The sequence below is a fragment of the Neisseria sp. P0022.S010 genome, assembly GCF_051956635.1.
This window is the reverse complement of record NZ_JBQCXF010000025.1, coordinates 1-24747: the sequence shown is the minus strand read 5'-3', so window position 1 is coordinate 24747 and position 24747 is coordinate 1. Positions and strand designations below refer to the sequence as shown.

The window sequence follows — 24747 nt, the reverse complement described above, 5'->3', positions numbered from 1 at the left end:
AATCAATCTGACCGATTAAGTAAGAAGAAATTTCCACTTCCTGCGGCGCAACCTGTACATTGTCAGAAGACAGCCATGCGTTGATCCAAGGAATCGGATTTTGGGTCGCACCTTCAAATCCGGCAGGAAGGCCAACCGCCTGCATACGCAGATTGGTAATGTATTCAACGTATTGAGCCAGAATTTCCTTGTTCAGGCCAATCATTGAGCCGTCTTTAAACAGATAGGCCGCCCATTCTTTTTCCTGCTCGGCTGCTTTTTTGAAGAGGTTGAAACACTCGTCCTGCAATTCATTCGCAATTTCAGCCATTTCAGGATCATCGGCACCAGCACGCATCAGGTTGAGCATATGCTGGGTGCTGGTCAGGTGCAGGGCTTCGTCGCGGGCAATCAGTTTGATGATTTTGGCGTTGCCCTCCATCAATTCGCGCTCGGCAAAGGCAAACGAGCAGGCGAATGAAACGTAAAAGCGGATGGCTTCCAATACGTTGACGCACATCAGGCAGAGATAGAGTTTTTTCTTCAACTCGCGCAAAGATACGGTAACGAGCTTGCCGCCGACATTGTGCGTGCCTTCGCCCAATAGATTGTAATACTGAGTGTATTCAATCAAATCATCGTAATAGCAGGCAATGTCTTCGGCGCGGGCGATGATGTATTTGTTTTGCACAATATCATCGAACACGACTGAAGGATCATTCACGATATTACGGATGATATGAGTGTAGCTGCGCGAGTGGATGGTTTCGCTGAAGCTCCACGTTTCAATCCAAGTTTCCAGCTCGGGAATAGACACCAAAGGCAAGAACGCAACATTCGGGCTGCGGCCTTGGATCGAATCGAGCAGGGTTTGGTATTTCAGATTGCTGATGAAAATATGTTTTTCGTGTTCGGGCAGATTGGCGTAGTCAATACGGTCGCGCGACACGTCGATTTCCTCCGGCCGCCAGAAGAAAGACAATTGTTTTTCGATCAGTTTTTCAAATACTTCGTATTTCTGCTGGTCATAACGGGCGACATTTACCGGCTGACCAAAAAACATCGGCTCTTTTAGCGCATCGTTTTTGGTTTTGGAAAAAGTGCTGTATGACATAGTTAAGTGTTCACAAGACATTTATTCTAAATCCTTGTCTTTATATAAATTTTTGACGGTTTTTCGGAAATTTTTATGACACAGAACATCTTTGAGCTGTTTGACTGAATAAATTAATACAATCGCAATCAAATATGTTACGTCTTTATTACGTCCTAAACTATCAATAATTGAAGGAATATCCATAAAACTCATATAGTTATAATGATGAATATCCTCCTCAAGAAGCCTAAATTTTAATTACAGACTTCCTGAAGAAGTTCTGTTAATAAAACTCTAGCCCTTAAATCTTACAAGCCCCACCAGCGCAGCCGTCATCCTGAATATCAGTCTGCGTATCGTCCGCACCATCGCGGGTGTTGTGGTAGTACAGGGTTTTGACACCGTATTTGTAGGCGGTCAGCAGATCTTTCAGCATTTGTTTCATGGAAACTTTGTTGCCTTCGAATTTACCCGGGTCGTAGGCGGTGTTGGCGGAAATCGATTGATCGACAAATTTCTGCATCACGCCGACAAGTTTCAGGTAGCCTTCGTTGCCAGGAAGCTGCCACAGGGTTTCGTAGGCATCTTTCAGGGTTTCAAATTCCGGTACGACTTGTTTCAAAATACCGTCTTTCGATGCTTTAACGCTGACCAAACCGCGTGGAGGCTCGATGCCGTTGGTGGCGTTGGCAATTTGCGAGCTGGTTTCAGACGGCATGAGTGCGGTCAGGGTAGAGTTGCGCAGGCCGTATTTGACGATGTCGGCACGCAGGTTTTCCCAGTCGTAGTGCAAAGGCTCGCTGCACACGGCGTCCAAGTCTTTTTTGTAGGTGTCGATAGGCAGTTTGCCTTGCGAGTAAACAGTTTGGTTGAAGAGCGGGCATGCGCCGTATTCTTTGGCAAGGTTCACCGATGCTTTGAGCAGGTAATACTGCATGGCTTCAAAGGTGCGGTGGGTCAGGCCGAGGGCAGAGTCGTCGCTGTAACGTACGCCGTTTTTCGCCAGATAGTAGGCGTAGTTGATGACGCCGATGCCGAGTGTGCGGCGGTTCATGGTTGCGGTGCGCGCGGCTGCAACCGGATAGTCTTGATAATCCAACAGGGCATCAAGTGCGCGTACGGTCAAGTCGGCGAGTTCTTCCAGTTCGTCCAAGTTGTTCAATGCGCCCAAGTTGAAAGCAGACAGAGTACACAGGGCAATTTCGCCGTTCGGGTCGTTGATGTTGTCCAGCGGTTTGGTTGGCAGGGCGATTTCCATGCACAAGTTGGACTGATGAACAGGCGCAACGCGTGGATCAAATGGGCTGTGCGTGTTGCAGTGGTCAACGTTTTGGATGTAGATACGACCGGTACCAGCGCGCTCCTGCATCAGGGTGGAGAACAGTTCTGTTGCCGGCAAAGTGCGTTTTCGGATGTTTGGATCTTGCTCGTATTGAGTGTAGAGGCGCTCGAATTCGTCTTGATCGGCGAAGAAGGCATCATACAAACCCGGAACTTCATTCGGCGAGAACAGGGTAATGTTGCCGCCTTTGATCAAGCGGGTGTACAGCAGGCGGTTGATTTGTACGCCGTAGTCCAGCTGGCGGATACGGTTGTCTTCTACGCCACGGTTGTTTTTCAATACCAACAGGCTTTCAGCTTCAATGTGCCACAATGGGTAGAACAAGGTTGCCGCGCCGCCGCGTACGCCGCCTTGCGAGCAGGATTTAACGGCCGCTTGGAACATTTTGAAGAATGGGATACAGCCGGTGTGTTGTGCTTCACCGCCACGGATTTCGCTGCCCAAGCCGCGGATACGGCCGGCGTTGATGCCGATGCCTGCTCGTTGGGAAACGTATTTCACAATCGCGCTGGTGGTGGCGTTGATGGAATCCAGACTGTCGTCGCATTCAATCAATACGCAGCTTGAGAATTGACGGGTAGGGGTACGCACGCCGCTCATGATAGGCGTAGGCAGCGATACTTTGAATGTGGAAACGGCGTCGTAAAAGCGTTTGACGTAATCCAAACGGGTCTCTTTCGGATATTTGCTGAAGAGACACATGGCCACCAAAATGTATAAGAACTGCGGCGTTTCATAAATTTGGCGGGTAACACGGTTTTGAACCAGATATTTGCCTTCCAGCTGTTTTACGGCAGCATAAGAGAAGGTCATATCGCGGCTGTGGTCGATATAGGCATTCAGCTCGTCAAACTCTTCGCGGCTGTAATCTTCGATGATGTGGCGGTCGTATTTGCCCGCATCGGTCAGTTTTTTAACGTGGTCGTAGAGGTGGGGCGGTTCGAATTCGCCGTAAGCGATTTTGCGCAGGTGGAAAATGGCGAGGCGGGCGGCCAGATATTGATAATCTGGCGTGTCTTGTGAGATCAGGTCGGCCGCGGCCTTGATGATGGTCTCATGGATGTCGTCAGTACGGATACCGTTGTAAAACTGAATATGTGATTTGAGCTCGACTTGCGATACGGAGACGTTTTGTAAGCCTTCCGCCGCCCAAGTAACAACACGGTGGATTTTGTCTAAATCGATATCTTCCAAGCGTCCGTCGCGTTTGGTTACTTTAATATTCGTTGCTGCATTCATTATTCAGTCTTCCCATTAAAAAACACAAGATACGGTATTTGATTGCTTTGAACGGCACAATATAATGTATTTTTCTTTGTTTAACTAGACTTGACAATGCGCTTTTTTCGGGGGTTGATTAAAGAGGGGAATGGCTCAGGCTAGGTTTTATGTGGGTTTGTGGCGGTCAGGCATTATTTTGTGTTTGCATCACATTTGTTCAAAATTTTTCTAGAGGCTTATGAAATAAAGAGATTTATATTCAGATTTCGTCTAAATGGAAGGTGTGTTAAATTTTGCAAAGCAAGTAGTATGATGTAGTAATTAACCACATTTTTTGTCATATAAAAAATGGGCGTTTTGCCGGTACCCAGGCGAAACATATAATGGAAAAACTATTTAGGAAAAGAATCATGTTAATGCTGAAAAATTTAGGTTCCGCACTGGCGGCGGTTGCCATATTGAGTTTGGGTGCTTATTCTGCCGAGGTGGCGGCCAAGCCGCATGGCTCTCATGTGAGCAAACACCAGCCAGCGAAGAAAAACAAATTGCATCCTGCCTGCAAGCAATACCTTGAGCGCCGTGCCGCTTGGTATCGCTACAAAGGCAACAAGGCCGAGTTGAGGGAAAACCATAAAGCGGCAAAAGCGTTCCGCGGTTTGCCTTATGCCGAGCAAAAAATTCAATGCCAAGCCGCTTATCAGGCATTTGATGATTTTGATCACGGCAAATTCCGCCGCCGTTAATCGGCTGATTTGAATAAAGACCGTCTGAATGTTTCAGACAGCCTTTAATTTTTATTTCTCAACGATGATTTTGTTTTCGGCTTGAGGCTCGTATTGGGTGGATTCATCGCCGTAATACAACACGCCCAGCTTGATGGGGATGCGGCCTTGTGATTTGCGGTGGGCATTGGAGTCGCGCAGGGAATAGGCGCAACCGCAGTATTCTTGTTGGTAGAAATGTTCGCGTTTGCTGATTTCAATCATGCGTGCGCTGCCGCCGCCTTTGCGCCAGTTGAAATCCCAATAAACCAGGTCATCGTAAGGCTCAGCAGCGCGATGGCCGCAGCCGTTGATCTGTTTCATGTCTTTCCAGCGTGAAATGCCCAGTGAGCTGGTGAATACATGGAAGCCGTTTTCATGGGCGTATTGGGCTGCTTTTTCAAAACGCATATCGAAACACATGGTGCAACGGATACCGCGTTCGGGTTCAAATTCCATGCCTTTGGCTTTGGCAAACCATTCTTTGCGGTCGTTTTCGTAGTCGTCGTCTTTGTCGATGAAGGGAATGCCGAATTTATCCGCAAAGCGCATGTTTTCTTCTTTGCGCAGCATATATTCTTTGTGCGGATGGATATTGGGGTTGTAAAAATAAATGGTGTAGTCGATGCCGCTGGCAAGCAGGGCTTCCATTACTTCGCCGCTGCACGGGGCGCAGCAGGAATGCAGCAGGACTTTTTTATGGCCGCCGGGCGGAACGAGGATGGGGCGGTCGATATCGGTAACGATAGGCTTGTTTTTTTCGGTCATGGTTGTATTCTGTTTTTGATATTTTGTTTCAGACGGCCTTTATCTCTGAGGCCGTCTGAAGGGGTTGAGATCTATTTTTCTATTTTAACAGAGCAATACTTTATGGAACAGATTGTTTCTGTGTTTCTTTTTCGTTTAACGGTTTGAAATCTTTAGCGTCCGGCGGCGGTTCGGCAAAGATGGCGTCGGGATTGTGGTGTGCTGCAAATTCTGTCAGCAGGTTGCGGTAGTCCAACGATTGCTTCATCAGTTCGGCAGCGGCGGTACGCAGGTTGTCCACATCTTCCGGCGGCAGATAAAAACTGGTCGGAATGTTCAATACTTTTTCCCTTAACTCGGAAGGAGGGAGGTCTTTGAGGTTGAGGCTGACGAAGGAGAAGCTGATGCCGTCGGTCTGTTTGTCTTTATTCCACTGATCGACGAAGGCGCGGAAACGGCGCAGGGATTCTTGCGAGTTTTGGTCGATGGGGATATTAACGATGGAGGAGACAACATCGCGGAAACCGGGAACGGCCGCAGTTTTGTCCAAATTGCTGCTGACTTGGTTTTGCGCATTGACGTTGATGACGACGATATGGCGGATGTTGTTTTGCAGGATTTTGTTTGTCAGGATTTTTTCCGGATACATTTCCGTCATATCCAAAAGGCTGCGCATGCCCAGATTATCGGTCAGGCCGCCGTCTATCAGGTGGATGTAGGGTCGGTTTTTCCCGTCTGCGTATTTTTGGAAGCGCTCGTAAAATTCTTTTATGGTGCGGCTTTGTTGTCTGCCTGTTTCGCTGTCGTCCGCGTCTTCGATTTTGATCGGCGGCGTGTAGTTGCAGCGTCCGCCGTTGTTGTTTAGGGTAATCGGTGCAAAGACCATGGGGACGGAACTGGATGCGGCGACGGCGCGGGCGATGCGGAGGTTGCCCAGGTCGATACACATCGGATCAAAGTATTCCTGCGTGAAGTTGAAGCGTTCGCCTATGCCCATATCGGTGGCGGAAATGATGGCAAACGGGCCTTTACCGTGTTTTTCCAAATCGCGGAAAGTGGCCTTGCCGAAAAGATAGTTTTCAAACTGCTCCTGCAACAAATCTCCGCGTCCGTATTCAGGCGAGGCCAGTCGGGGCAGATTGGACATGGAAAAGGCTTGTTTGATGACTTGGCGTTGGAAGTTTTGATGCAGGAAACGCTTGTAAAACAATGGGATGGTTTCTTCGCCTTTTAATGCAAAATAGGCGGCTAAAACCGATCCGCCGGATACGCCGACGACGACATCGACGTTGGCCAGCAAGGATTTTCTTTTGCCGCCGATGGTTACCTGCTGCTGGTTGAGCTGTTCTAAAACGCCGTAACCCAAGGCCGCCGCACGCGTTCCACCGCCTGAAAACATGACGACAATTAAGGTATCGTCATCGTCTTCCCGCTGGAGTTTGCTGGTTTCAAAGCGGTAGCCTTGCTTCAAATCGACTGCATCAATACCGGCAACGGGTTGGTATTTCACCAAGGAGCAGGCGGATAACAGGGCGAGAGAAAGTATGGAAAGCGTGGATTTGAGCTGGAATTTCGGCATAAAGTCAACAAAATCGGAAAATTATTGAAAACGGATTATAAAGGTTTTCAGGCGTTGTTTACAGAAGCAGGCCTTTCAGACGGCCTTTTGTGTCGATTTTCCGTTATAATCGACACAATCTTTATCTTTCCAAACCCTTATGGCGCAACCGAACCGCATCAACCACGAACCCGTCTTTCTGCTTGCTTCCGCTCCTTGGCGTGAGAGCAGCTTGTGGGTGGAGGCCTTCAGCCGCCGTTATGGGCGTGTGGCTTTATTGGCCAGAAGCGCACGCAAACGGCAGAGCGAATTGCGCGGCGTGTTGGTGTCGTTTGTGCCGGTGAGCGCGTCTTGGTATGGTTCGCAAGAGTTGAAGACCTTACATCGCGCCGAATGGATAGGCGGTTGGCCGCAGCCGCAGGGCAGGGCTTTGTTCAGCGGATTGTATGTAAACGAGTTGATGCTGAAATTGACCGTCCGTGAAGACCCGTTGCCCGAGCTTTACGATGTTTTGGTGGAGACCATGAAAACCATCTGCTGCGAGGCCAACCACATTGCCGCTTTGCGCCGTTTTGAATGGACGCTGCTGACACGCTTGGGCTTTGCCCCCGATTTGTTCCATGACGGCAACGGTAAGGAAATCAACGGCGAAGAAACGTATTGGCTCACGCCGGAAGAGGCTGTGGTACCCTTGACCGAGGCCGACCGCTTTCACGCGCTCAATAAAGGCGTTGCCGTATCGGGTGCGACGTTAATCGATTTGAGGGAAGGCAGTTTCGTTCATCAGGAAAGTCTGGGGCAGGCTTTGAAAGTAACGCGGCTTTTGATTGACAACCTTCTGCCCGAGGGCATCAAGTCTCGGCAGGTTTTGCAGCAGTTGCAGCAGTTTGGTTGGGGCAGTTGAATTTTTCAGACGGCCTGTGAATATGAGCAGGCTCAGACCGTCTGAAACTTTAAAGAAAGGACATTATTATGTTGTTAGGCGTAAACATCGACCATATTGCCACCGTCCGCAATGCGCGCGGTACGATTTATCCCAGCCCTGTCGAAGCGGCGCTGATTGCGGAAACCCACGGCGCAGATTTGATTACCATGCACTTGCGTGAAGACCGCCGCCATATTAAAGATGCGGACGTGTTTGCCGTTAAAAACGCCATCCGCACGCGCCTGAATTTGGAAATGGCGCTGACGGAAGAAATGCTGGAAAACGCGCTCAACGTGATGCCGGAAGATGTGTGCATCGTGCCTGAAAAACGCCAAGAAGTAACCACAGAAGGCGGTTTGGACGTATTGGCGCAACAGGATAAAGTGGCCGAGTTCACCAAAATCCTGACCGATGCAGGCATCCGAGTGTCCTTGTTTATCGATGCCGACAACGCGCAAATCCAAGCCGCCCATGATGTCGGAGCGCCCGTTATCGAATTGCACACCGGTGCGTATGCCGATGCACACGGCCACGCCGAGCAGATGAAACAATTCGAGCGCATTCAAAACGGTGCGCATTACGCCAGCGATTTGGGCTTGGTCGTCAACGCCGGACACGGCCTGACCATTCACAACGTAACGCCGATTGCCCAAATTCTCGCCATCCGCGAGCTGAACATCGGCCATTCGCTGATTTCCCAAGCACTCTTCCTCGGCCTGCCTGAAGCGGTCCGCCAAATGAAGGAAGTCATGTTCAGGGCCAGAATGCTGCCTTAAGGGCATCAGCCATACCGGCTAAAGCGGTTTGCTTTGGCCGGTAGCCGCATTTTCAGACGGCCTGACTATTTAAACAAGGAGCAGACCCATGATTTACGGAATAGGCACGGATATTGTTTCCCTCAAACGCATTATCCGCCTGAACAAAAAATTCGGACTGGCATTTGCGCAACGCATTCTCAGTCCGGAAGAGCTGTTGGAATTTCCGCAGGCAGGCAAACCGGTCAACTATCTTGCCAAACGCTTTGCCGCCAAGGAGGCTTTTGCCAAAGCCGTCGGGACGGGCATACGCGGCGTGGTGTCCTTCCGCAATATCGGTGTCGGACACGACGCATTGGGCAAGCCTGAATTGTTTTTTGCACCGGCTTTGAGCAAATGGCTGGAAGAACAGGGGATCCGAAGCTGTCATCTGAGCATGAGCGATGAAGAGGATACCGTCATGGCTTTTGTCATTGCGGAAAAATAAGGCCGGATTTAAGTATTCTGAAATAGAGCATCCTTTTCAGACGGCCTGAAGGGTTAGGTATTTGTTGAAGGTCGGGCGTATAGGCCCGACATCGTTTTTTTACGCATAAATTGGCAGGTGTCGCCGCCTGCCGCATATTAAGAATAATCTCATGATGACTGAAGACACACGTCCATTGGTGCAAGTGGTTGCCGGGATTTTGCTCGACAAAAACGGCCGCTACCTGCTCAGTTCCCGCCCGGAGGGCAAGCCCTATGCCGGCTATTGGGAATTTGCCGGCGGCAAGGTGGAAGCCGGCGAAAGCGATTTTCAAGCTTTGCAACGTGAATTTGAAGAAGAACTCGGCATCCGTATCCTTGCCGCTACGCCGTGGCTGACCAAAGTCCATTCCTACGAACACGCACATGTACGCCTGCATTTTTTATGGGTGGAAGCCGACCAATGGGCGGGCGAAATCCAATCGAGGGAAGGGCAGAAATGGGCATGGCAAAAAGCAGGGGATTTTACCGTTGCACCGATGCTGCCAGCCAATAGCGCATTGTTACGCTCCCTATCCATTCCGCGCCAGCTTCAAGGCCGTCTGAAAAGCGGCTTCAGCGGTCAAAACAGCATGGGCGAATATCATGTTGCGCCATATGGATTGGCTCATCAAACCGCATCGGCGGTATTACTGGAGTTTGCCGATTGGCAGCAAGACAAGCTGCAAGAAGCGTCCGGCGTGTGGCCAATCATTGAAAATGCCGAACAATGGCGGCAGGTGCAAAATGCGGATACCGTTGTTTGGAAAGTGGCGAATGAAGCGGCTGCCAGACAAGTTGCAGATATTTTGGCGCAAGGCGTGGCGATGCCGCTGATTGTGGCAGCTCCGGAAAGTCTGTTTTCCATTTATCGCGAACAGTGGCAGAGCATGGGTGCGCATGCCGTTTTGACCGATAATGACATTGAGGCCGTCTGAAATGAGTAAAAATCAAAAGCTTTTGATTGCCGCTGTTTTACTGATTGTGTTTGCGGCGGCCAAACTGCTGCTCTTGGATTGGTGGCAGCAACAGCAATCAAAAACGAAAGTAGTCGAATGTAATTTAATACAAGGCTGCATATTGCCTGACGGTTCAAAAGTACGCGCAACATCCATCAATACGCATGAACCGTTTGATATCGTGATAGAGAATGTTCCGCGAAATACGGGCGCGGTCAGTATCAGTTTCAGTATGAAAAACATGGATATGGGCTTCAACCGCTATAATCTGACTAAACAATCTCCGCGAAGCTGGCAGGCTTTGCAAATCCGCTTGCCGTTTTGTGTCGAGGGCCGCCATGATTACACTGCCGATATTACCGTTGGCAAACAGACTTTTCAGACGGCATTTAGCGCGAAGTAGCCATCCGATAGAGGCCGTCTGAACGGCCATAGGCTAAAAAAAATCTAATTTTTTAGATGGCGTATTTAAAAATTCCTTATAAATGAATCAATTATAAATTATTTTTTGGTGGATTGTTTACAATCATTCTGACTATAAACTAAAAATACAAAACGGACAGAAGCCAGGCTACATCAGGGTTTGATGTGGCAGGAACTGTCCGCTTTTTATGTTTGTTGCTAAAGAATCATTTATTAGTAACTGAATTTTTTATAAAATTTTTGAAAAAAGTGTTTGACAAGTCTGGTTTTATTTTTTAAATTTGTTTCCATAAATAAAAACTACATCGCACTACAAAGGAACATCATCATGAATCTGTATCAAACCACTCTCTCTTGTTATAGATTTTCCCCTCTCTCCGCCGATCCCGTCGTCGTCTGCTTATTGCCAGTCGCGGCGGTCTGAAGGCTCTCAACCCGAATCCAGTTTCCGCATTCCCACAAACACTTCGGGTTTTAAAACTTCTTTCCTCTGTTGCATTCATATACTGATTAATAATATTTAAAAAACAAATACCTCCGCTTCAGCCTTATTGTATTCAATGGTTTTGATAACTATTTGTTTTTATTAATTTTAAATTTTTAGATGGTTGGTAATGGAAATTTTATAGGCCGTCTGAAAACAGTTTTTGAAACGATTGTTTCTTTTTAAACGGTTCGTTTCTGGTTTAGAGAAAACCGAACCGGCCGATTGATACTGATAAAAGTCTATAAAGGAGAAATATGATGAGCCAACACTCTGCCGGAGCGCGTTTCCGTCAAGCCGTGAAAGAATCGAATCCTCTTGCCGTCGTCGGTTGCGTCAATGCTTATTTTGCGCGATTGGCCACCCAAAGCGGTTTCAAGGCGATTTATCTGTCCGGCGGCGGCGTGGCAGCCTGCTCTTGCGGTATCCCTGATTTGGGCATCACCACAATGGAAGATGTGCTGATCGATGCGCGACGCATTACGGACAACGTGGATACGCCTTTGCTGGTGGACATCGATGTGGGTTGGGGCGGAGCATTCAATATCGCGCGTACGATTCGCAACTTTGAACGCGCCGGTGTTGCAGCGGTTCACATCGAAGATCAGGTAGCACAAAAACGCTGCGGCCACCGTCCGAACAAAGCCATTGTTTCTAAAGATGAAATGGTCGACCGTATCAAAGCTGCCGTCGATGCGCGCGTTGATGAGAACTTCGTGATTATGGCGCGTACCGATGCGCTGGCGGTGGAAGGTTTGGATGCCGCCATCGAACGCGCCCAAGCTTGCGTGGAAGCCGGTGCGGACATGATTTTCCCTGAGGCCATGACCGATTTGAACATGTACCGCCAATTTGCGGACGCGGTGAAAGTCCCTGTGTTGGCGAACATTACCGAATTCGGCGCGACTCCGCTTTATACCCAAAGCGAGCTGGCTGAAAACGGCGTATCGCTGGTGCTGTATCCGCTGTCATCGTTCCGCGCCGCAAGCAAAGCCGCACTGAATGTTTATGAGGCGATTATGCGCGACGGCACTCAGGCGGCGGTGGTTGACAGTATGCAAACCCGTGCCGAGCTGTACGAGCATCTGAACTATCACGCATTCGAGCAAAAACTGGATAAATTGTTTCAAAAATGATTAACCGCTTTCAGACGGCCTTTCAGCAAATCCGCATTGGCCGTCTGAAAAAATAAAACCCATAAAAATACAAAGGAGAAATACCATGACTGCAACTACGCAAACCCCGACTTTCAAACCGAAAAAATCCGTTGCGCTTTCCGGCGTTGCGGCCGGTAATACCGCATTGTGTACCGTCGGCCGTACCGGCAACGATTTGAGCTATCGCGGTTACGACATCTTGGACTTGGCACAAAAATGCGAGTTTGAAGAAGTCGCCCACCTGCTGATTCACGGCCATCTGCCCAACAAATTCGAGCTGGCCGCTTATAAAACCAAGCTCAAATCCATGCGCGGCCTGCCTATCCGTGTGATTAAAGTGTTGGAAAGCCTGCCTGCACATACCCATCCGATGGATGTGATGCGTACCGGTGTATCCATGCTGGGCTGTGTTCATCCCGAACGTGAAAGCCATCCGGAAAGTGAAGCGCGCGACATCGCCGACAAACTGATCGCCAGCCTCGGCAGCATCTTGTTGTATTGGTATCAATATTCGCACAACGGAAGACGCATTGACGTCGAAAGCGACGAAGACACCATCGGCGGCCATTTCCTGCACCTGTTGCACGGCAAACGCCCAAGCGAATCACACATCAAAGCCATGCACGTTTCACTGATTCTGTATGCGGAGCATGAGTTCAACGCTTCTACCTTTACCGCCCGCGTGATTGCCGGTACAGGCTCTGATATGTACTCCAGCATTACCGGCGCAATCGGCGCGTTGAAAGGTCCGAAACACGGCGGTGCGAACGAGGTGGCTTACGATATTCAAAAACGCTACCGCAATGCCGACGAAGCCGAAGCAGACATCCGCGAACGCATCGGCCGCAAGGAAATCGTGATCGGTTTCGGTCATCCGGTGTACACCATCTCCGACCCGCGCAACGTTGTCATCAAAGAAGTGGCACGCGGTTTGAGTAAAGAAACCGGCGATATGCGCCTCTTTGACATTGCCGAACGCTTGGAGAGCGTGATGTGGGAAGAGAAAAAAATGTTCCCGAATCTGGACTGGTTCTCAGCCGTTTCCTACCAAAAATTGGGCGTACCGACCGCTATGTTCACACCGCTGTTCGTAATTTCCCGTACAACCGGTTGGAGCGCACACGTTCTCGAGCAACGCAAAGACGGCAAAATCATCCGTCCGAGCGCAAACTACACAGGCCCTGAAGATTTGGCATTCGTGGAGATTGAAAACCGCTGATACGCGTAACAGCAGGGTGGGCCGCCTGCCCGCCCATCTCGAAATGCCTTTTGAAAACAATGAATAGATGATGTTTTCGTTTTTCGACGGCCTAGTGCAGTATGCGAGAGAGAGAGCCGGCCGTTTGGAAAACATGCTGCTCTGCTGTCGTCATTCCCATACAGGCAGAAATTCAACAATTGAAATGTTCTGCTGTAAAGAGTGCTGAAAGATTTAAGTTTGGATTTCCGTCTATACGGGAATGATGGTAGCAGAGCGGCAATTTTTTTTCATACCGCGAATAGATTTCAAATCACAAGCAATAAAACCGAATTTATGGTTTCAGACGGCCTGAAGGTCCGAATCAACAGGCCGTCTGAAACCCCAAAACCAAAAAAAGAATAGATTTAGGAGAACCGACATGACTGCCAACCAACGCTACCGTAAAGCTTTGCCCGGTACGGATTTGGAATATTACGACGCGCGTCAGGCGTGTGAAGACATCAAACCAGGCTCTTACGACAAGTTGCCTTATACAAGCCGCATCTTGGCTGAGAACTTGGTCAACCGCGCAGACAAAGTCGACCTGCCTACGCTGCAAAGCTGGCTGGGCCAGCTGATTGAGGGAAAACAGGAAATCGACTTCCCTTGGTATCCGGCGCGCGTGGTGTGTCACGATATTCTGGGTCAGACAGCGTTGGTGGATTTGGCAGGTCTGCGCGATGCAATTGCCGAAAAAGGCGGCGATCCTGCCAAAGTGAATCCGGTGGTGCAAACCCAGCTCATCGTCGACCACTCTTTGGCCGTTGAATGCGGCGGCTACGATCCTGATGCTTTCCGCAAAAACCGAGAAATCGAAGACCGGCGCAACGAAGACCGTTTCCACTTCATCAACTGGACAAAAACCGCCTTTGAAAATGTGGATGTGATTCCTGCTGGCAACGGCATTATGCACCAAATCAACTTGGAAAAAATGTCGCCCGTCGTCCAAGTCAAAAACGGCGTGGCATTCCCTGACACCTGCGTCGGCACAGACTCGCACACGCCGCACGTCGATTCATTAGGCGTGATTTCCGTAGGCGTGGGCGGTTTGGAAGCGGAAACCGTGATGCTGGGGCGCGCGTCCATGATGCGTCTGCCCGATATTGTCGGCGTTGAGCTGACCGGCAAACGCCAGCCGGGCATTACTGCCACCGATATCGTGTTGGCACTGACCGAATTCTTGCGTAAAGAGCGCGTGGTTGGTGCATTTGTCGAATTCTTCGGTGAAGGTGCAAGAAGCCTGTCGATCGGCGACCGTGCCACCATTTCCAACATGACGCCTGAGTTCGGCGCGACTGCCGCCATGTTCGCCATCGACGAGCAAACCATTGATTATTTGAAACTGACCGGTCGCGACGATGCGCAGGTGAAATTGGTGGAAACCTACGCCAAAACCGCAGGCTTGTGGGCAGATGCCTTGAAAACCGCCGTTTATCCTCGCGTATTGAAATTTGATTTAAGCAGCGTAACGCGCAATATGGCAGGCCCAAGTAATCCGCATGCCCGTTTTGCGACCGCCGATTTAGCCAGCAAAGGCTTGGCTAAACCTTACGAAGAGCCTTCAGACGACCAAATGCCTGACGGCGCAGTGATTATTGCCGCGATTACTTCGTGTACCAATACTTCCAATCCGCGCAACGTTGTCGCCGCCGCGCTGTTGGCACGCAATGCCAACCGTCTCGGCTTGAAACGCAAACCTTGGGTGAAATCTTCGTTTGCCCCGGGTTCAAAAGTAGCCGAAATCTATTTGAAAGAAGCAGGCTTGTTGCCCGAAATGGAAAAACTCGGCTTCGGCATTGTCGCCTTCGCCTGCACTACCTGCAACGGCATGAGCGGCGCGCTGGATCCGAAAATCCAGAAAGAAATCATCGACCGCGATTTGTACGCCACCGCTGTATTGTCGGGCAACCGCAACTTCGACGGCCGCATCCACCCGTATGCGAAACAGGCTTTCCTCGCTTCGCCTCCGCTGGTTGTTGCCTACGCGCTGGCAGGCAGCATCCGTTTCGATATTGAAAACGACGTACTCGGCGTTGCAGACGGCCGCGAAATCCGCCTGAAAGATATCTGGCCGACCGACGAAGAAATCGATGCCGTCGTTGCCGAATATGTGAAACCGCAGCAGTTCCGCGATGTGTATGTACCGATGTTCGACACCGGCAAAGCGCAAAAAGCCCCGAGCCCGCTGTACGACTGGCGTCCGATGTCCACCTACATCCGCCGCCCGCCTTACTGGGAAGGCGCATTGGCAGGGGAACGCACATTAAGAGGTATGCGACCGCTGGCGATTCTGCCCGACAACATCACCACCGACCACATTTCACCGTCCAACGCGATTCTGGCGGCGAGTGCGGCAGGCGAATATCTGGCAAAAATGGGTTTGCCCGAAGAAGACTTCAATTCCTACGCCACCCACCGCGGCGACCACCTCACTGCCCAACGCGCCACCTTCGCCAATCCCAAATTGTTTAACGAAATGGTGAAAAACGAAGACGGCAGCGTACGCCAAGGTTCGCTGGCACGCGTTGAACCCGAAGGCCAAACCATGCGCATGTGGGAAGCCATCGAAACCTATATGAACCGCAAACAGCCACTTATCATCATCGCCGGCGCGGACTACGGACAGGGCTCCAGCCGCGACTGGGCGGCGAAAGGCGTGCGGCTGGCGGGCGTGGAAGCCATTGCCGCCGAAGGTTTCGAGCGCATCCACCGCACCAACCTCATCGGCATGGGCGTGTTGCCGCTGCAATTCAAACCCGGAACCAACCGCCACACCCTGCAACTGGACGGCACGGAAACCTACGACGTGGTCGGCGAACGCAAACCGCGCGGCGACCTGACCCTCGTCATCCACCGCAAAAACGGCGAAACCGTAGAAGTCCCCGTGACCTGCCGCCTCGATACCGCAGAAGAAGTATTGGTATATGAAGCCGGCGGCGTGCTGCAACGGTTTGCACAGGATTTTTTGGAAGGGAACGCGGCGTAAGGTAAATCGGGCATCGTCAAAAGCCCAGGCTACGCTTCAAAAGGTTTTCAGACGGCCTTGAATGTTTGAGAGGCCGTCTGAAAAACATACTAAAAATACAAAGGAGAACTCGAAATGCCGCAAATTAAAATTCCAGCCGTTTACTACCGCGGCGGTACATCCAAAGGCATTTTCTTCAAACGTACCGATCTGCCGGCCGCGGCGCAGGAAGCAGGCGAGGCTCGCGACAAAATCCTCTTGCGCGTACTCGGCAGTCCCGACCCTTACGGTAAGCAGATAGACGGTTTGGGTAATGCCAGTTCGTCCACCAGCAAAGCCGTAATTTTGGACAAATCCGAACGCGCCGATCACGATGTCGATTACTTGTTCGGGCAAGTTTCCATCGACAAACCATTTGTCGATTGGAGCGGCAACTGCGGCAATCTGACCGCCGCCGTGGGCGCATTTGCTATCGAGCAAGGCTTGGTCGATAAATCCAAAATCCCTTCAGACGGTCTGTGTACCGTCAAAATCTGGCAGAAAAACATTGGCAAAACCATCATCGCCCATGTGCCGATGCAAAATGGTTCAGTTCTAGAAACAGGTGATTTTGAGCTAGACGGCGTAACGTTCCCTGCAGCCGAAGTACAAATCGAATTTCTTGATCCGGCCGACGGCGAAGGCAGTATGTTCCCAACCGGCAATTTGGTCGATGAAATTGATGTACCGAATATAGGCCGTCTGAAAGCCACGCTTATCAATGCCGGCATTCCAACCATTTTCTTGAATGCTGCGGATTTGGGCTACACAGGCAAAGAGTTGCAAGACGACATCAACAACGATGCCGCGGCTTTGGAAAAATTTGAAACCATCCGCGCGTATGGCGCGCTGAAAATGGGTTTGATCAGCGATGTATCCGAAGCTGCCACCCGCGCGCACACGCCCAAAGTCGCTTTTGTCGCCCCTGCGGCCGATTACACCGCTTCAAGCGGCAAAACCGTCAAAGCTGCCGACATCGACTTATTGGTACGCGCACTGAGCATGGGCAAATTGCACCACGCCATGATGGGCACCGCTTCAGTTGCCATCGCTACCGCCGCCGCCGTGCCCGGTACGCTGGTCAACCTTGCAGCCGGAGGCGGAGCGCGTAAAGAAGTCCGTTTCGGCCATCCCTCAGGCACGCTGCGTGTCGGTGCAGCCGCCGAATGTCAGGACGGACAATGGACGGCCACCAAAGCAGTCATGAGTCGTAGCGCACGCGTGATTATGGAAGGACAAGTCCGAGTGCCGGAAGATTGCTTTTAAGTTTTCAGACGGCCGCAGCATTAAACAAGGCCGTCTGAAAACCAAATAAGCAGATTTTAGTCAGGTAGCGATACCTGCAATGGAGATTAGGGTTGGGCATAAAGCCTGACTAAACACCAAACCAAAGGCAATCTGGAAAGCTCTCAAATGTTCTTGCTCTTTTCAGACGGCCTGAGGCCAAAAAAACAATCAAAAATTCAAAGGAGAAACACCATGTCCAACCAACTCATTCTTGTTCTGAACTGCGGCAGCTCTTCACTCAAAGGTGCCGTTATCGACCGTAAAAACGGTAAAGTTCTCTTAAGCTGTCTCGGCGAACGTTTGGGTACGCCCGAAGCAGTGATTACGTTCAGCAAAGACGGCAAAAAATGCCAAACAGCTTTGACCGGCCGTAACGATCATGCCGGTGCCGTAGGTATGCTGTTGAAAGAGCTTGAAAAACACGGCCTGCACGACCGCATTAAAGCCATCGGCCACCGCATTGCCCACGGTGGCGAGAAATACAATGAATCTGTTTTGATCGACCAGGCGGTCATGGACGAACTCAAAGCCTGCATTCCTCTTGCTCCGCTGCACAACCCTGCCAATATCAACGGTATTTTGGCCGCGCAAGAACATTTCCCCGGTCTGCCCAATGTCGGCGTGATGGATACTTCGTTCCACCAAACCATGCCGGAGCGTGCCTACACTTATGCCGTTCCACGCGAATTGCGTAAAAAATACGCTTTCCGCCGCTACGGTTTCCACGGTACCAGTATGCGTTATGTTGCCCCGGAAGCCGCACGCATCTTGGGCAAACCGCTGGAAGACATCCGTATGATTATTGCCCACTTAGGCAACGGCGCATCCATTACCGCCATTAAAAACGGCAAATCCGTTGACACCAGTATGGGCTTCACGCCGATCGAAGGTTTGGTAATGGGTACACGTTGCGGCGACATCGATCCGGGCGTATACAGCTATCTGACTTCCCATGCCGGTTTGGATGTTGCCCAAGTTGATGAAATGTTGAACAAAAAATCAGGATTGCTCGGTATTTCCGAACTTTCCAACGACTGTCGTTCTTTGGAAATCGCGGCGGACGAAGGTCATGAAGGTGCACGTTTGGCTTTGGAAGTCATGACCTACCGCCTTGCCAAATATATTGCTTCGATGGCGGTGGCTTGCGGCGGCGTAGATGCGCTCGTATTTACCGGCGGCATCGGCGAAAACTCGCGCAACATCCGTGCCAAAACCGTTTCCTATCTTGATTTCTTGGGTCTACACATCGACACCAAAGCCAATATGGAAAAACGTTACGGCAATTCAGGCATTATCAGTCCGACCGGTTCTTCTCCGGCTGTTTTGGTTGTGCCAACCAATGAAGAGCTGATGATTGCCCACGATACGGCGCAATTGGCCGGCTTTTTGGAAGAAGTAGGCTAGGGCAGTGTAAACAAAAAAGTGCGGATTCATCATCCGCACTTTTTCATTGGATCTCAAATCAAGCCACTTGGGTTTGATGTTCGTCACCGTTGCGCTCACGAATAACGCCCAAACGATAAACGGTTTCGCCTTGTTCGCTCAAGAATGCCTGTACCGCATCGGCATCTTCTTTGGCAATGATAACGACCATGCCGATACCGCAGTTGAACGTACGGTACATTTCTTGGGTTTCCACATTGCCCGCTTTTTGCAGCCATTGGAACAATTTAGGCAATTCCCACGCTTTGGCATCGATTTGCGCAACAGTATTTTCAGGCAAAACGCGAGGTACGTTTTCGGTAATGCCGCCGCCGGTAATATGGGCCATGCCTTTAATGGTGAATTTTTCCAAAGCGGCAAGGATAGGTTTCACATACAGGCGGGTAGGGGCAATGATGGCTTCGCGCAAAGTTTTGCCGTTGTCGAATTCCGCGTCCAAATCGGGATTGTCGCGCTCGATGATTTTGCGTACCAAGGAATAGCCGTTGGAGTGTGCGCCGTTGGAGGCCAAGCCCAAAACAACGTCTCCGGCCTGAATGCCGCGGCCGTTAATCACGCGTTCTTTTTCAACCACGCCGACGGCAAAACCGGCTAAGTCGTATTCGCCTTCGGGATACATGCCCGGCATTTCGGCTGTTTCACCGCCAATCAAAGCGCAACCGGATTCTTCACAGCCTTGGGCAATACCTTTAATCACATCAGTCGCGCGGGCAACATCCAGCTTGCCGCAAGCGAAATAGTCCAAGAAGAACAAAGGTTCTGCGCCTTGAACCAAAATGTCGTTGACGCTCATGGCAACCAAATCGATGCCGACCGTATCGTGTTTGTCCCAGTCGAAAGCCAGTTTCAGCTTAGTGCCGACGCCGTCCGTACCGGAAACCAATACCGGATTTTTGTATTTCTTGCCGATTTCGACCAAAGCGCCGAAACCGCCCAAATCACCCAACACTTCAGGGCGCATAGTACGTTTGGCAAAAGGTTTGATGTTTTCGACCAGTTGATCGCCTGCGTCGATATCCACGCCTGCGTCACGATAGCTCAAAGAAGTGCTCATTGGATTTCCTTATTCGGGTATGGGTAGATTGTCGGAGCGTATTTTATCTTAAATTGGAGGATTCAGGCTGAATTTTTTGGCATTATTGTCAACAATTTTTATTTTATCTTAATAGCCGTCTCACTTTCAGACGGCCTTTGTGAATCTGTTATACTGCTTATTTATTTTGAAAACCTTAAGCATCAACTGGGGAACACCTTTTTATGTATCAAAAGAAAACGCGCGGCGCAAAACCGTGGATTATTATGGCTTGCGTTATCGCAGCCTTTATTTGGCTTTTATATGCTTTGGGCGATGTTTTGACGCCGTTTATTGTGGCCGCCGTTTTGGCCTATGTTTTGAATCCCTTGGTCGAGTGGCTGCAATTGAAGCGTATCCGCCGCGCGCCGGCCTCTATGATTATTATGGCGCTGGCTTTGCTGATATTGCTATCGTTGTTACTGATTATCGTGCCTATGTTGTTGAACCAGTTTAACAATCTGGCTGAACGCCTGCCACAAATCGTGGGCTTTGTTCAAAACAAACTGCTGCCGTGGCTCAACAGCGTCAGCGGTGATTATATTCAAATTGATCAAGAATCAATCATCGCATGGTTGCAGTCGCATACGGATGAATTGAGCAATACGCTCAAAGCATGGATTCCTACCTTGATGCGTCAAAGCGGTAATGTGATCAGCGGCGTCAGCAATTTGGTGTTGTTGCCTTTGCTGCTGTATTACTTCTTGTTGGATTGGAAACGTTGGTCCTCCGGAATCAGCAAATTGGTTCCACGCCGTTTTATCGAGACCTACACGCGTATCAGCGGCAATATGGATGAAGTCTTGGGCGAGTTTCTGCGCGGCCAGCTGATGGTTATGATGATTATGGGCTTGGTCTATGGCTTGGGCTTGATGCTGGTCGGTTTGGATTCCGGCTTTGCCATCGGTATGATTGCCGGTATTTTGGTATTTATTCCGTATTTGGGTGCATTTACCGGCCTTTTGCTGGCGACAGTTGCCGCGCTTTTGCAATATGGCTCATGGCAGGGTTTGTTGATGGTCTGGGCTGTATTTGGTGTCGGACAATTCTTAGAAAGCTTTTTCATTACGCCTAAAATCGTCGGCGACCGCATCGGTTTGTCGCCGTTCTGGGTGATTTTCTCGTTGATGGCTTTCGGACAACTGATGGGTTTTGTCGGTATGCTTGCCGGCTTGCCGCTTGCCGCCGTCACGTTGGTTTTATTACGTGAAGGTGCATCTGCCTATTTCGGTAGCCATTTCTACAAACATAAATAAATCGATAATATTAAGGCCGTCTGAAATCCAAGTTTCAGACGGCCATTGATAACAAAGGAAGTCTATATGTTAGCCATTATCGGCGGCAGCGGTTTGACCAAACTGCCGGAACTCGAAATTACCGAACGAAAAATCGTCCGCACTCCATACGGCTTAACCAGCAGCCCTATTTTGTTCGGCAGGTTGGGGCGCTTGGATATTGTTTTCCTTGCACGACACGGCTTCAGCCATACCATCGCGCCGCATGAAATCAACTACCGCGCCAATATCTGGGCGTTGCACTCTTTAGGCGTTGCAAACATCATTGCCATTTCTTCAGTCGTCGGTATCAATCCTGATTTTGAAAATGGCAGTTTGGTGTTGCCGGACGATTTGATCGACTATACCTATGGCCGTAAAGATACTTTTTTTGAAGGCCAAGAATGCCCAGTTGTCCATACCGATTTTTTCAACCCTTATTGCGATGAATTGCGACAAGAATTGTTGAATATCACGAAAGCGCACAATGTGCCGATTTACCACACAGCAGTATATGGCTGCCTGCAAGGTCCGCGTCGTCCAACTCGCGCAGAAATCGCCCGTTATCGACGTGACGGCGTAGATGTACTCGGTATGACCGGCATGCCCGAAGCCGTTTTAGCTAGAGAGTTAAAAATGGCCTATACCCACTTTTGCAGCGTCAGCAGCATTGATTGCTTTGATAGCGGAGTAGGGACTGAGGGCTGTAATAAACAGACTTCTATGACGATGACGAAAATTCGACAATTATTGAATGGTTTGTAACTGATAATGCCGTCTGAAATGATGTTTTCAGACGGCATTGTTTTGTTTAAGAAGCCGTTTCCCGCGCCCAATGGGGCAGAGAGGCTTTTTGTTTGCGGAACGAGGCAAGTTGCATGCCCCGACATTTTTCAAAAATTAATTCAACCCCGCTTTGCAGCTGCAAAATTAAATTGGTATGCGTTTCCGTTTTAATAAAGTCAATATTGCGTTGTACCAAGCGCTGAATGACAGCGTATACATCAAGGCAGCCATTTGCAAAAAACCACGGATTCAACTTTACCCAACGGCCGCCGCTTAATGCAGCATCAGGCTGAAAATCAGCACGAATCTGTGTCAGCCGATTGTCGGAGAAATGCAGTTCGATACCGCCATAAAGCCAAATATTCCAGCCTTTTTGCACCAACAAGCCTTTAGGGACGCAATCAGGCGCAGGAAACATCTGCAAAATGGACTCTGCCGATTGTCCGATTTCCAGATAGTCAAATCGGCCGGTATACAAAAAATCATAAATATCAACGGCAATAGGAAAGTGGTAGCGCATGGCAACAACCATAGAAAAGCAATTAACCAAGCTATCTTAAACTTAAAATATAATGAAATCAATTCTTATTACTATTTATTCAATATAAGAAAGGCCGTCTGGAATTTCAGACGGCCTTGTAGCTTTGATTTAAACCGATATCGGTTTACTCAGCCTTTAAATCAGCCACGCATTGCTTATCGCGTGCCTCAAAAGCTTCCGCGCCACCCAAGAGCTTGAGTTGCTCCTCAGGGCTGATTTTGCCGAAGTTTCGGATTTGCTCGTCAGAGAGTTTGCTTAAAGGCTGATCCCACATGCAGACACAATAGTCTTGAGCCAATTTCTCGTTTTGCGCATCCAAACCTTTTGCCTTCAAATCAGCTTGCCATTTTTCAGCAAAAGGAATGTTTTTCACGCAAGACTCCACCACATTTTGTTTCATCTGCGGCTTGTTCATCGCACATTGTGAGAGCAGGGCGGTCAGAGCCAGCAAAGACAGAATAATCCATGCCCAAATGCGGATGGTACGGATTTTTGCCTTGGCTTTCTTTCTGGCCGCCAGTTGCTCTTCAGACGGCCTTTCCGTTTGTTGCTCAGTCATGCAGGCTTTCCATGCGGATCATGGTGATCGGAGCATCCACGCAGCTCAGAGCTTCAATCGCTGCAATAGCGCGTTTTACATTGTGTTCCACTGTGGTATGGGTCAGAATCACGATTTCAGCAGTGCTTTGATTAATCACGCCTTTTTGAATCAGAGCCTCGATAGAAACATTTTCTTTGGCCAAGAGTGCGGCAATTTGACCCAAAGTACCCGGTTCGTCAGTTGCTTGAACGCGCAGATAGTAGCTGCTGGTGATTTCATCCATAGGCAGAATATTTTGCGCTTGAACTTGTGAAGGTTGGAATGCTAAGTGAGGAACACGATGGTCAGTTTCCGCTTCAATCAGGCGGGCAATATCAATGATGTCGGCAACCACGGCAGAAGCAGTCGGCAACGCACCGGCGCCCGCACCATAATACAAGGTTTCTCCAACCATATCGGCATTGACACGGACGGCATTCATCACGCCGTTAACGTTAGCCAACAGACGGCTTTCAGGAATCAGAGTAGGGTGTACACGCAACTCGATGCCTTTGTCGGTTTTACGGGTAATCCCCAACAATTTGATACGGTAGCCAAGCTCTTCAGCATATTTGATGTCGCGGCTGTCGAGTTTGCTGATGCCTTCCAAATAGCAGGCAGAAAAGTTCATCGGCGTACCGAATGCCAATGCACTCATGATGGTGATTTTATGGCCGGCATCATGACCTTCGATATCAAAAGTAGGGTCAGCTTCTGCATAGCCCAAAGCCTGAGCTTCTTTCAATACGTCTGCAAACGCGCTGCCTTTTTCACGCATTTCAGTAAGAATGAAGTTGCTGGTACCATTAATAATACCGGCGATACTGCGGATTTGGTTTGCAGCCAAGCCTTCACGCAAAGCCTTGATAATAGGGATACCGCCGGCAACAGCAGCTTCAAACTGCACCATGACATTTTTTTCTTCCGCCAAAGGGAAAATTTCATTGCCGTATTCAGCTAACAGTTTTTTATTGGCAGTAACAATGTGTTTGCCGTTTTCAATCGCTTTTAATACCGCATCTTTGGCAATACCGGTACCGCCAAACAATTCAACAACGACATCAACATCTTGATGTTGAACCAGCTCAAACGGATCTTTGATAAAAGCAGCATTCGGGCAAATTTGTTTGGCTTTTTCTTCGCTCAAATCACAAACAGCAGAAATACGGACTTCACGTCCCAAGCGACGGCTGATTTCCGCAGCGTTGTCCTGCAATACAGTAGCCGTACCGCCACCGACTGTACCCAAACCTAAAAGACCGATATTTACTGGCTTCATTGTGCCTCCTTTTGAGCCGATACTTTAAAATAATCACGAAAAACCAAGGCTTGTTATAATCGCTTGCAATCGTAAATTCAGAGCAAAGCATCAATGCACAAGGTCAAACGTTGAATCCTACCTGATATTGCTTGATTTTGCACCTTTTTTTGCAAGTTTCCAAAGGCCGTCTGAAAATCGTTCTACCATAAAAACAGGAATTGCCATGAAAATCACAGAAAACCATATCGATGAAGCCGCATCATTTTTTTCATCCTCACAAGGCATATTGCAAATCGGTGAACAAACATATTCAGAACCCATTTGCTGGCAAGATGGCAAAGTGAGCAT

Annotated in this window: 22 protein-coding genes; 13 read left to right on the top strand and 9 right to left on the bottom strand. The window is 49.6% G+C overall.

Features of this window, described 5'->3' with window-relative positions:
• The 3 genes from nrdB to nrdA form a co-directional block, all read right to left on the bottom strand.
• Nucleotides 1-1093, bottom strand: a 1093-nt coding sequence (gene nrdB, locus ACTHUT_RS04805; RefSeq protein ID WP_440418690.1) for a class Ia ribonucleoside-diphosphate reductase subunit beta, incomplete at its 3' end; no start/stop codon positions are given.
• Nucleotides 1094-1114: 21 nt separating this feature from the next.
• Nucleotides 1115-1279, bottom strand: coding sequence for a hypothetical protein (locus tag ACTHUT_RS04800; RefSeq protein WP_161799802.1), 165 nt, complete (start codon nt 1277-1279; stop codon nt 1115-1117).
• Nucleotides 1280-1376: 97 nt separating this feature from the next.
• Entirely contained in the window at nt 1377-3656 is a 2280-nt protein-coding gene (gene nrdA / locus ACTHUT_RS04795) for a class 1a ribonucleoside-diphosphate reductase subunit alpha (RefSeq protein ID WP_440386649.1), read from the bottom strand.
• 392 nt (nt 3657-4048) lie between these two features.
• On the opposite strand from nrdA, the gene ACTHUT_RS04790 reads away from it, so the two are divergent.
• Complete coding sequence (locus tag ACTHUT_RS04790) at nt 4049-4381, top strand: stress response protein (protein WP_440386650.1); 333 nt, start codon at nt 4049-4051, stop codon at nt 4379-4381.
• Nucleotides 4382-4432: 51 nt separating this feature from the next.
• Here the strand turns inward: ACTHUT_RS04790 and ACTHUT_RS04785 are convergent, their stop codons facing one another.
• Together ACTHUT_RS04785 and ACTHUT_RS04780 are read right to left on the bottom strand one after the other, a co-directional pair.
• Nucleotides 4433-5167: an epoxyqueuosine reductase QueH gene (locus ACTHUT_RS04785; RefSeq protein WP_049331023.1), complete on the bottom strand. Its 735-nt coding sequence runs from the start codon at nt 5165-5167 to the stop codon at nt 4433-4435.
• Nucleotides 5168-5267: 100 nt separating this feature from the next.
• Nucleotides 5268-6725 (bottom strand): patatin-like phospholipase family protein, encoded by a 1458-nt coding sequence (locus ACTHUT_RS04780; RefSeq protein WP_440386651.1) that lies wholly within the window; start codon nt 6723-6725, stop codon nt 5268-5270.
• 139 nt (nt 6726-6864) lie between these two features.
• Here ACTHUT_RS04780 and recO point away from each other — a divergent pair, with 139 nt between their 5' ends.
• From recO to ACTHUT_RS04730, 10 genes are all read left to right on the top strand, one after another.
• Complete coding sequence (recO, locus tag ACTHUT_RS04775; RefSeq protein WP_440386652.1) at nt 6865-7608, top strand: DNA repair protein RecO; 744 nt, start codon at nt 6865-6867, stop codon at nt 7606-7608.
• A gap of 68 nt (nt 7609-7676) precedes the next feature.
• A complete protein-coding gene (gene pdxJ / locus ACTHUT_RS04770; RefSeq protein ID WP_311477782.1) occupies nt 7677-8405 on the top strand; it encodes a pyridoxine 5'-phosphate synthase in 729 nt (242 codons plus the stop codon).
• 88 nt (nt 8406-8493) lie between these two features.
• Complete coding sequence (gene acpS / locus ACTHUT_RS04765; protein WP_036490916.1) at nt 8494-8871, top strand: holo-ACP synthase; 378 nt, start codon at nt 8494-8496, stop codon at nt 8869-8871.
• Between the two features lie 154 nt (nt 8872-9025).
• Nucleotides 9026-9826 (top strand): NUDIX domain-containing protein, encoded by an 801-nt coding sequence (locus tag ACTHUT_RS04760; protein WP_440386669.1) that lies wholly within the window; start codon nt 9026-9028, stop codon nt 9824-9826.
• Nucleotide 9827: 1 nt separating this feature from the next.
• The gene (locus ACTHUT_RS04755; RefSeq protein WP_440386654.1) at nt 9828-10250 is read left to right on the top strand and encodes a hypothetical protein; all 423 of its coding nucleotides are present in this window, start codon (nt 9828-9830) and stop codon (nt 10248-10250) included.
• Between the two features lie 764 nt (nt 10251-11014).
• On the top strand, nt 11015-11890 hold the full coding sequence (prpB, locus tag ACTHUT_RS04750) for a methylisocitrate lyase (protein ID WP_036490908.1): 876 nt from the start codon (nt 11015-11017) through the stop codon (nt 11888-11890).
• 85 nt (nt 11891-11975) lie between these two features.
• On the top strand, nt 11976-13130 hold the full coding sequence (prpC, locus tag ACTHUT_RS04745; protein ID WP_440386655.1) for a bifunctional 2-methylcitrate synthase/citrate synthase: 1155 nt from the start codon (nt 11976-11978) through the stop codon (nt 13128-13130).
• A gap of 400 nt (nt 13131-13530) precedes the next feature.
• Complete coding sequence (acnD, locus tag ACTHUT_RS04740; RefSeq protein ID WP_440386656.1) at nt 13531-16137, top strand: Fe/S-dependent 2-methylisocitrate dehydratase AcnD; 2607 nt, start codon at nt 13531-13533, stop codon at nt 16135-16137.
• 114 nt (nt 16138-16251) lie between these two features.
• Nucleotides 16252-17421 carry a 2-methylaconitate cis-trans isomerase PrpF gene (gene prpF / locus ACTHUT_RS04735; protein WP_440386657.1) on the top strand — a complete coding sequence of 390 codons (1170 nt, stop codon included), beginning with the start codon at nt 16252-16254 and terminating at the stop codon, nt 17419-17421.
• 213 nt (nt 17422-17634) lie between these two features.
• A complete protein-coding gene (locus ACTHUT_RS04730) occupies nt 17635-18846 on the top strand; it encodes an acetate kinase (protein WP_440386658.1) in 1212 nt (403 codons plus the stop codon).
• Between the two features lie 58 nt (nt 18847-18904).
• On the opposite strand, the gene purM is transcribed toward ACTHUT_RS04730, so the two are convergent.
• A complete protein-coding gene (gene purM / locus ACTHUT_RS04725) occupies nt 18905-19939 on the bottom strand; it encodes a phosphoribosylformylglycinamidine cyclo-ligase (protein WP_440386659.1) in 1035 nt (344 codons plus the stop codon).
• A 203-nt stretch (nt 19940-20142) separates the two neighbouring features.
• Here purM and ACTHUT_RS04720 point away from each other — a divergent pair, with 203 nt between their 5' ends.
• Both ACTHUT_RS04720 and ACTHUT_RS04715 read left to right on the top strand, forming a co-directional pair.
• Nucleotides 20143-21213 (top strand): AI-2E family transporter, encoded by a 1071-nt coding sequence (locus tag ACTHUT_RS04720; RefSeq protein ID WP_440418689.1) that lies wholly within the window; start codon nt 20143-20145, stop codon nt 21211-21213.
• Between the two features lie 66 nt (nt 21214-21279).
• On the top strand, nt 21280-21996 hold the full coding sequence (locus tag ACTHUT_RS04715) for an S-methyl-5'-thioinosine phosphorylase (RefSeq protein ID WP_440418688.1): 717 nt from the start codon (nt 21280-21282) through the stop codon (nt 21994-21996).
• A 46-nt stretch (nt 21997-22042) separates the two neighbouring features.
• On the opposite strand, the gene ACTHUT_RS04710 is transcribed toward ACTHUT_RS04715, so the two are convergent.
• The 3 genes from ACTHUT_RS04710 to ACTHUT_RS04700 all read right to left on the bottom strand — a co-directional run bounded on the left by ACTHUT_RS04710 (nt 22043) and on the right by ACTHUT_RS04700 (nt 24417).
• A complete protein-coding gene (locus tag ACTHUT_RS04710; protein ID WP_440418687.1) occupies nt 22043-22537 on the bottom strand; it encodes a hypothetical protein in 495 nt (164 codons plus the stop codon).
• 145 nt (nt 22538-22682) lie between these two features.
• Nucleotides 22683-23117, bottom strand: a complete 435-nt coding sequence (locus tag ACTHUT_RS04705) for a hypothetical protein (RefSeq protein ID WP_049322347.1) — start codon at nt 23115-23117, stop codon at nt 22683-22685.
• The gene (locus tag ACTHUT_RS04700; RefSeq protein ID WP_049330891.1) at nt 23110-24417 is read right to left on the bottom strand and encodes a homoserine dehydrogenase; all 1308 of its coding nucleotides are present in this window, start codon (nt 24415-24417) and stop codon (nt 23110-23112) included. Before ACTHUT_RS04700 ends, ACTHUT_RS04705 begins: the two co-directional genes overlap by 8 nt.
• Nucleotides 24418-24747 lie beyond the last annotated feature (330 nt).

What these genes read in the sequence shown, in the direction of transcription:
- ACTHUT_RS04755 (WP_440386654.1), top strand. Translation starts at nt 9,828, where the DNA reads ATGAGTAAAAATCAAAAGCTTTTGATTGCCGCTGTTTTACTGATTGTG.
- prpB (WP_036490908.1), top strand. Translation starts at nt 11,015, where the DNA reads ATGAGCCAACACTCTGCCGGAGCGCGTTTCCGTCAAGCCGTGAAAGAA.
- acpS (WP_036490916.1), top strand. Translation starts at nt 8,494, where the DNA reads ATGATTTACGGAATAGGCACGGATATTGTTTCCCTCAAACGCATTATC.
- pdxJ (WP_311477782.1), top strand. Translation starts at nt 7,677, where the DNA reads ATGTTGTTAGGCGTAAACATCGACCATATTGCCACCGTCCGCAATGCG.
- prpF (WP_440386657.1), top strand. Translation starts at nt 16,252, where the DNA reads ATGCCGCAAATTAAAATTCCAGCCGTTTACTACCGCGGCGGTACATCC.
- ACTHUT_RS04730 (WP_440386658.1), top strand. Translation starts at nt 17,635, where the DNA reads ATGTCCAACCAACTCATTCTTGTTCTGAACTGCGGCAGCTCTTCACTC.
- ACTHUT_RS04800 (WP_161799802.1), bottom strand. Translation starts at nt 1,279, where the DNA reads ATGGATATTCCTTCAATTATTGATAGTTTAGGACGTAATAAAGACGTA.
- ACTHUT_RS04720 (WP_440418689.1), top strand. Translation starts at nt 20,143, where the DNA reads ATGTATCAAAAGAAAACGCGCGGCGCAAAACCGTGGATTATTATGGCT.
- purM (WP_440386659.1), bottom strand. Translation starts at nt 19,939, where the DNA reads ATGAGCACTTCTTTGAGCTATCGTGACGCAGGCGTGGATATCGACGCA.
- acnD (WP_440386656.1), top strand. Translation starts at nt 13,531, where the DNA reads ATGACTGCCAACCAACGCTACCGTAAAGCTTTGCCCGGTACGGATTTG.
- ACTHUT_RS04715 (WP_440418688.1), top strand. Translation starts at nt 21,280, where the DNA reads ATGTTAGCCATTATCGGCGGCAGCGGTTTGACCAAACTGCCGGAACTC.
- ACTHUT_RS04790 (WP_440386650.1), top strand. Translation starts at nt 4,049, where the DNA reads ATGTTAATGCTGAAAAATTTAGGTTCCGCACTGGCGGCGGTTGCCATA.
- ACTHUT_RS04785 (WP_049331023.1), bottom strand. Translation starts at nt 5,167, where the DNA reads ATGACCGAAAAAAACAAGCCTATCGTTACCGATATCGACCGCCCCATC.
- ACTHUT_RS04760 (WP_440386669.1), top strand. Translation starts at nt 9,026, where the DNA reads ATGACTGAAGACACACGTCCATTGGTGCAAGTGGTTGCCGGGATTTTG.
- ACTHUT_RS04705 (WP_049322347.1), bottom strand. Translation starts at nt 23,117, where the DNA reads ATGACTGAGCAACAAACGGAAAGGCCGTCTGAAGAGCAACTGGCGGCC.
- ACTHUT_RS04700 (WP_049330891.1), bottom strand. Translation starts at nt 24,417, where the DNA reads ATGAAGCCAGTAAATATCGGTCTTTTAGGTTTGGGTACAGTCGGTGGC.
- recO (WP_440386652.1), top strand. Translation starts at nt 6,865, where the DNA reads ATGGCGCAACCGAACCGCATCAACCACGAACCCGTCTTTCTGCTTGCT.
- nrdA (WP_440386649.1), bottom strand. Translation starts at nt 3,656, where the DNA reads ATGAATGCAGCAACGAATATTAAAGTAACCAAACGCGACGGACGCTTG.
- prpC (WP_440386655.1), top strand. Translation starts at nt 11,976, where the DNA reads ATGACTGCAACTACGCAAACCCCGACTTTCAAACCGAAAAAATCCGTT.
- ACTHUT_RS04710 (WP_440418687.1), bottom strand. Translation starts at nt 22,537, where the DNA reads ATGCGCTACCACTTTCCTATTGCCGTTGATATTTATGATTTTTTGTAT.
- ACTHUT_RS04780 (WP_440386651.1), bottom strand. Translation starts at nt 6,725, where the DNA reads ATGCCGAAATTCCAGCTCAAATCCACGCTTTCCATACTTTCTCTCGCC.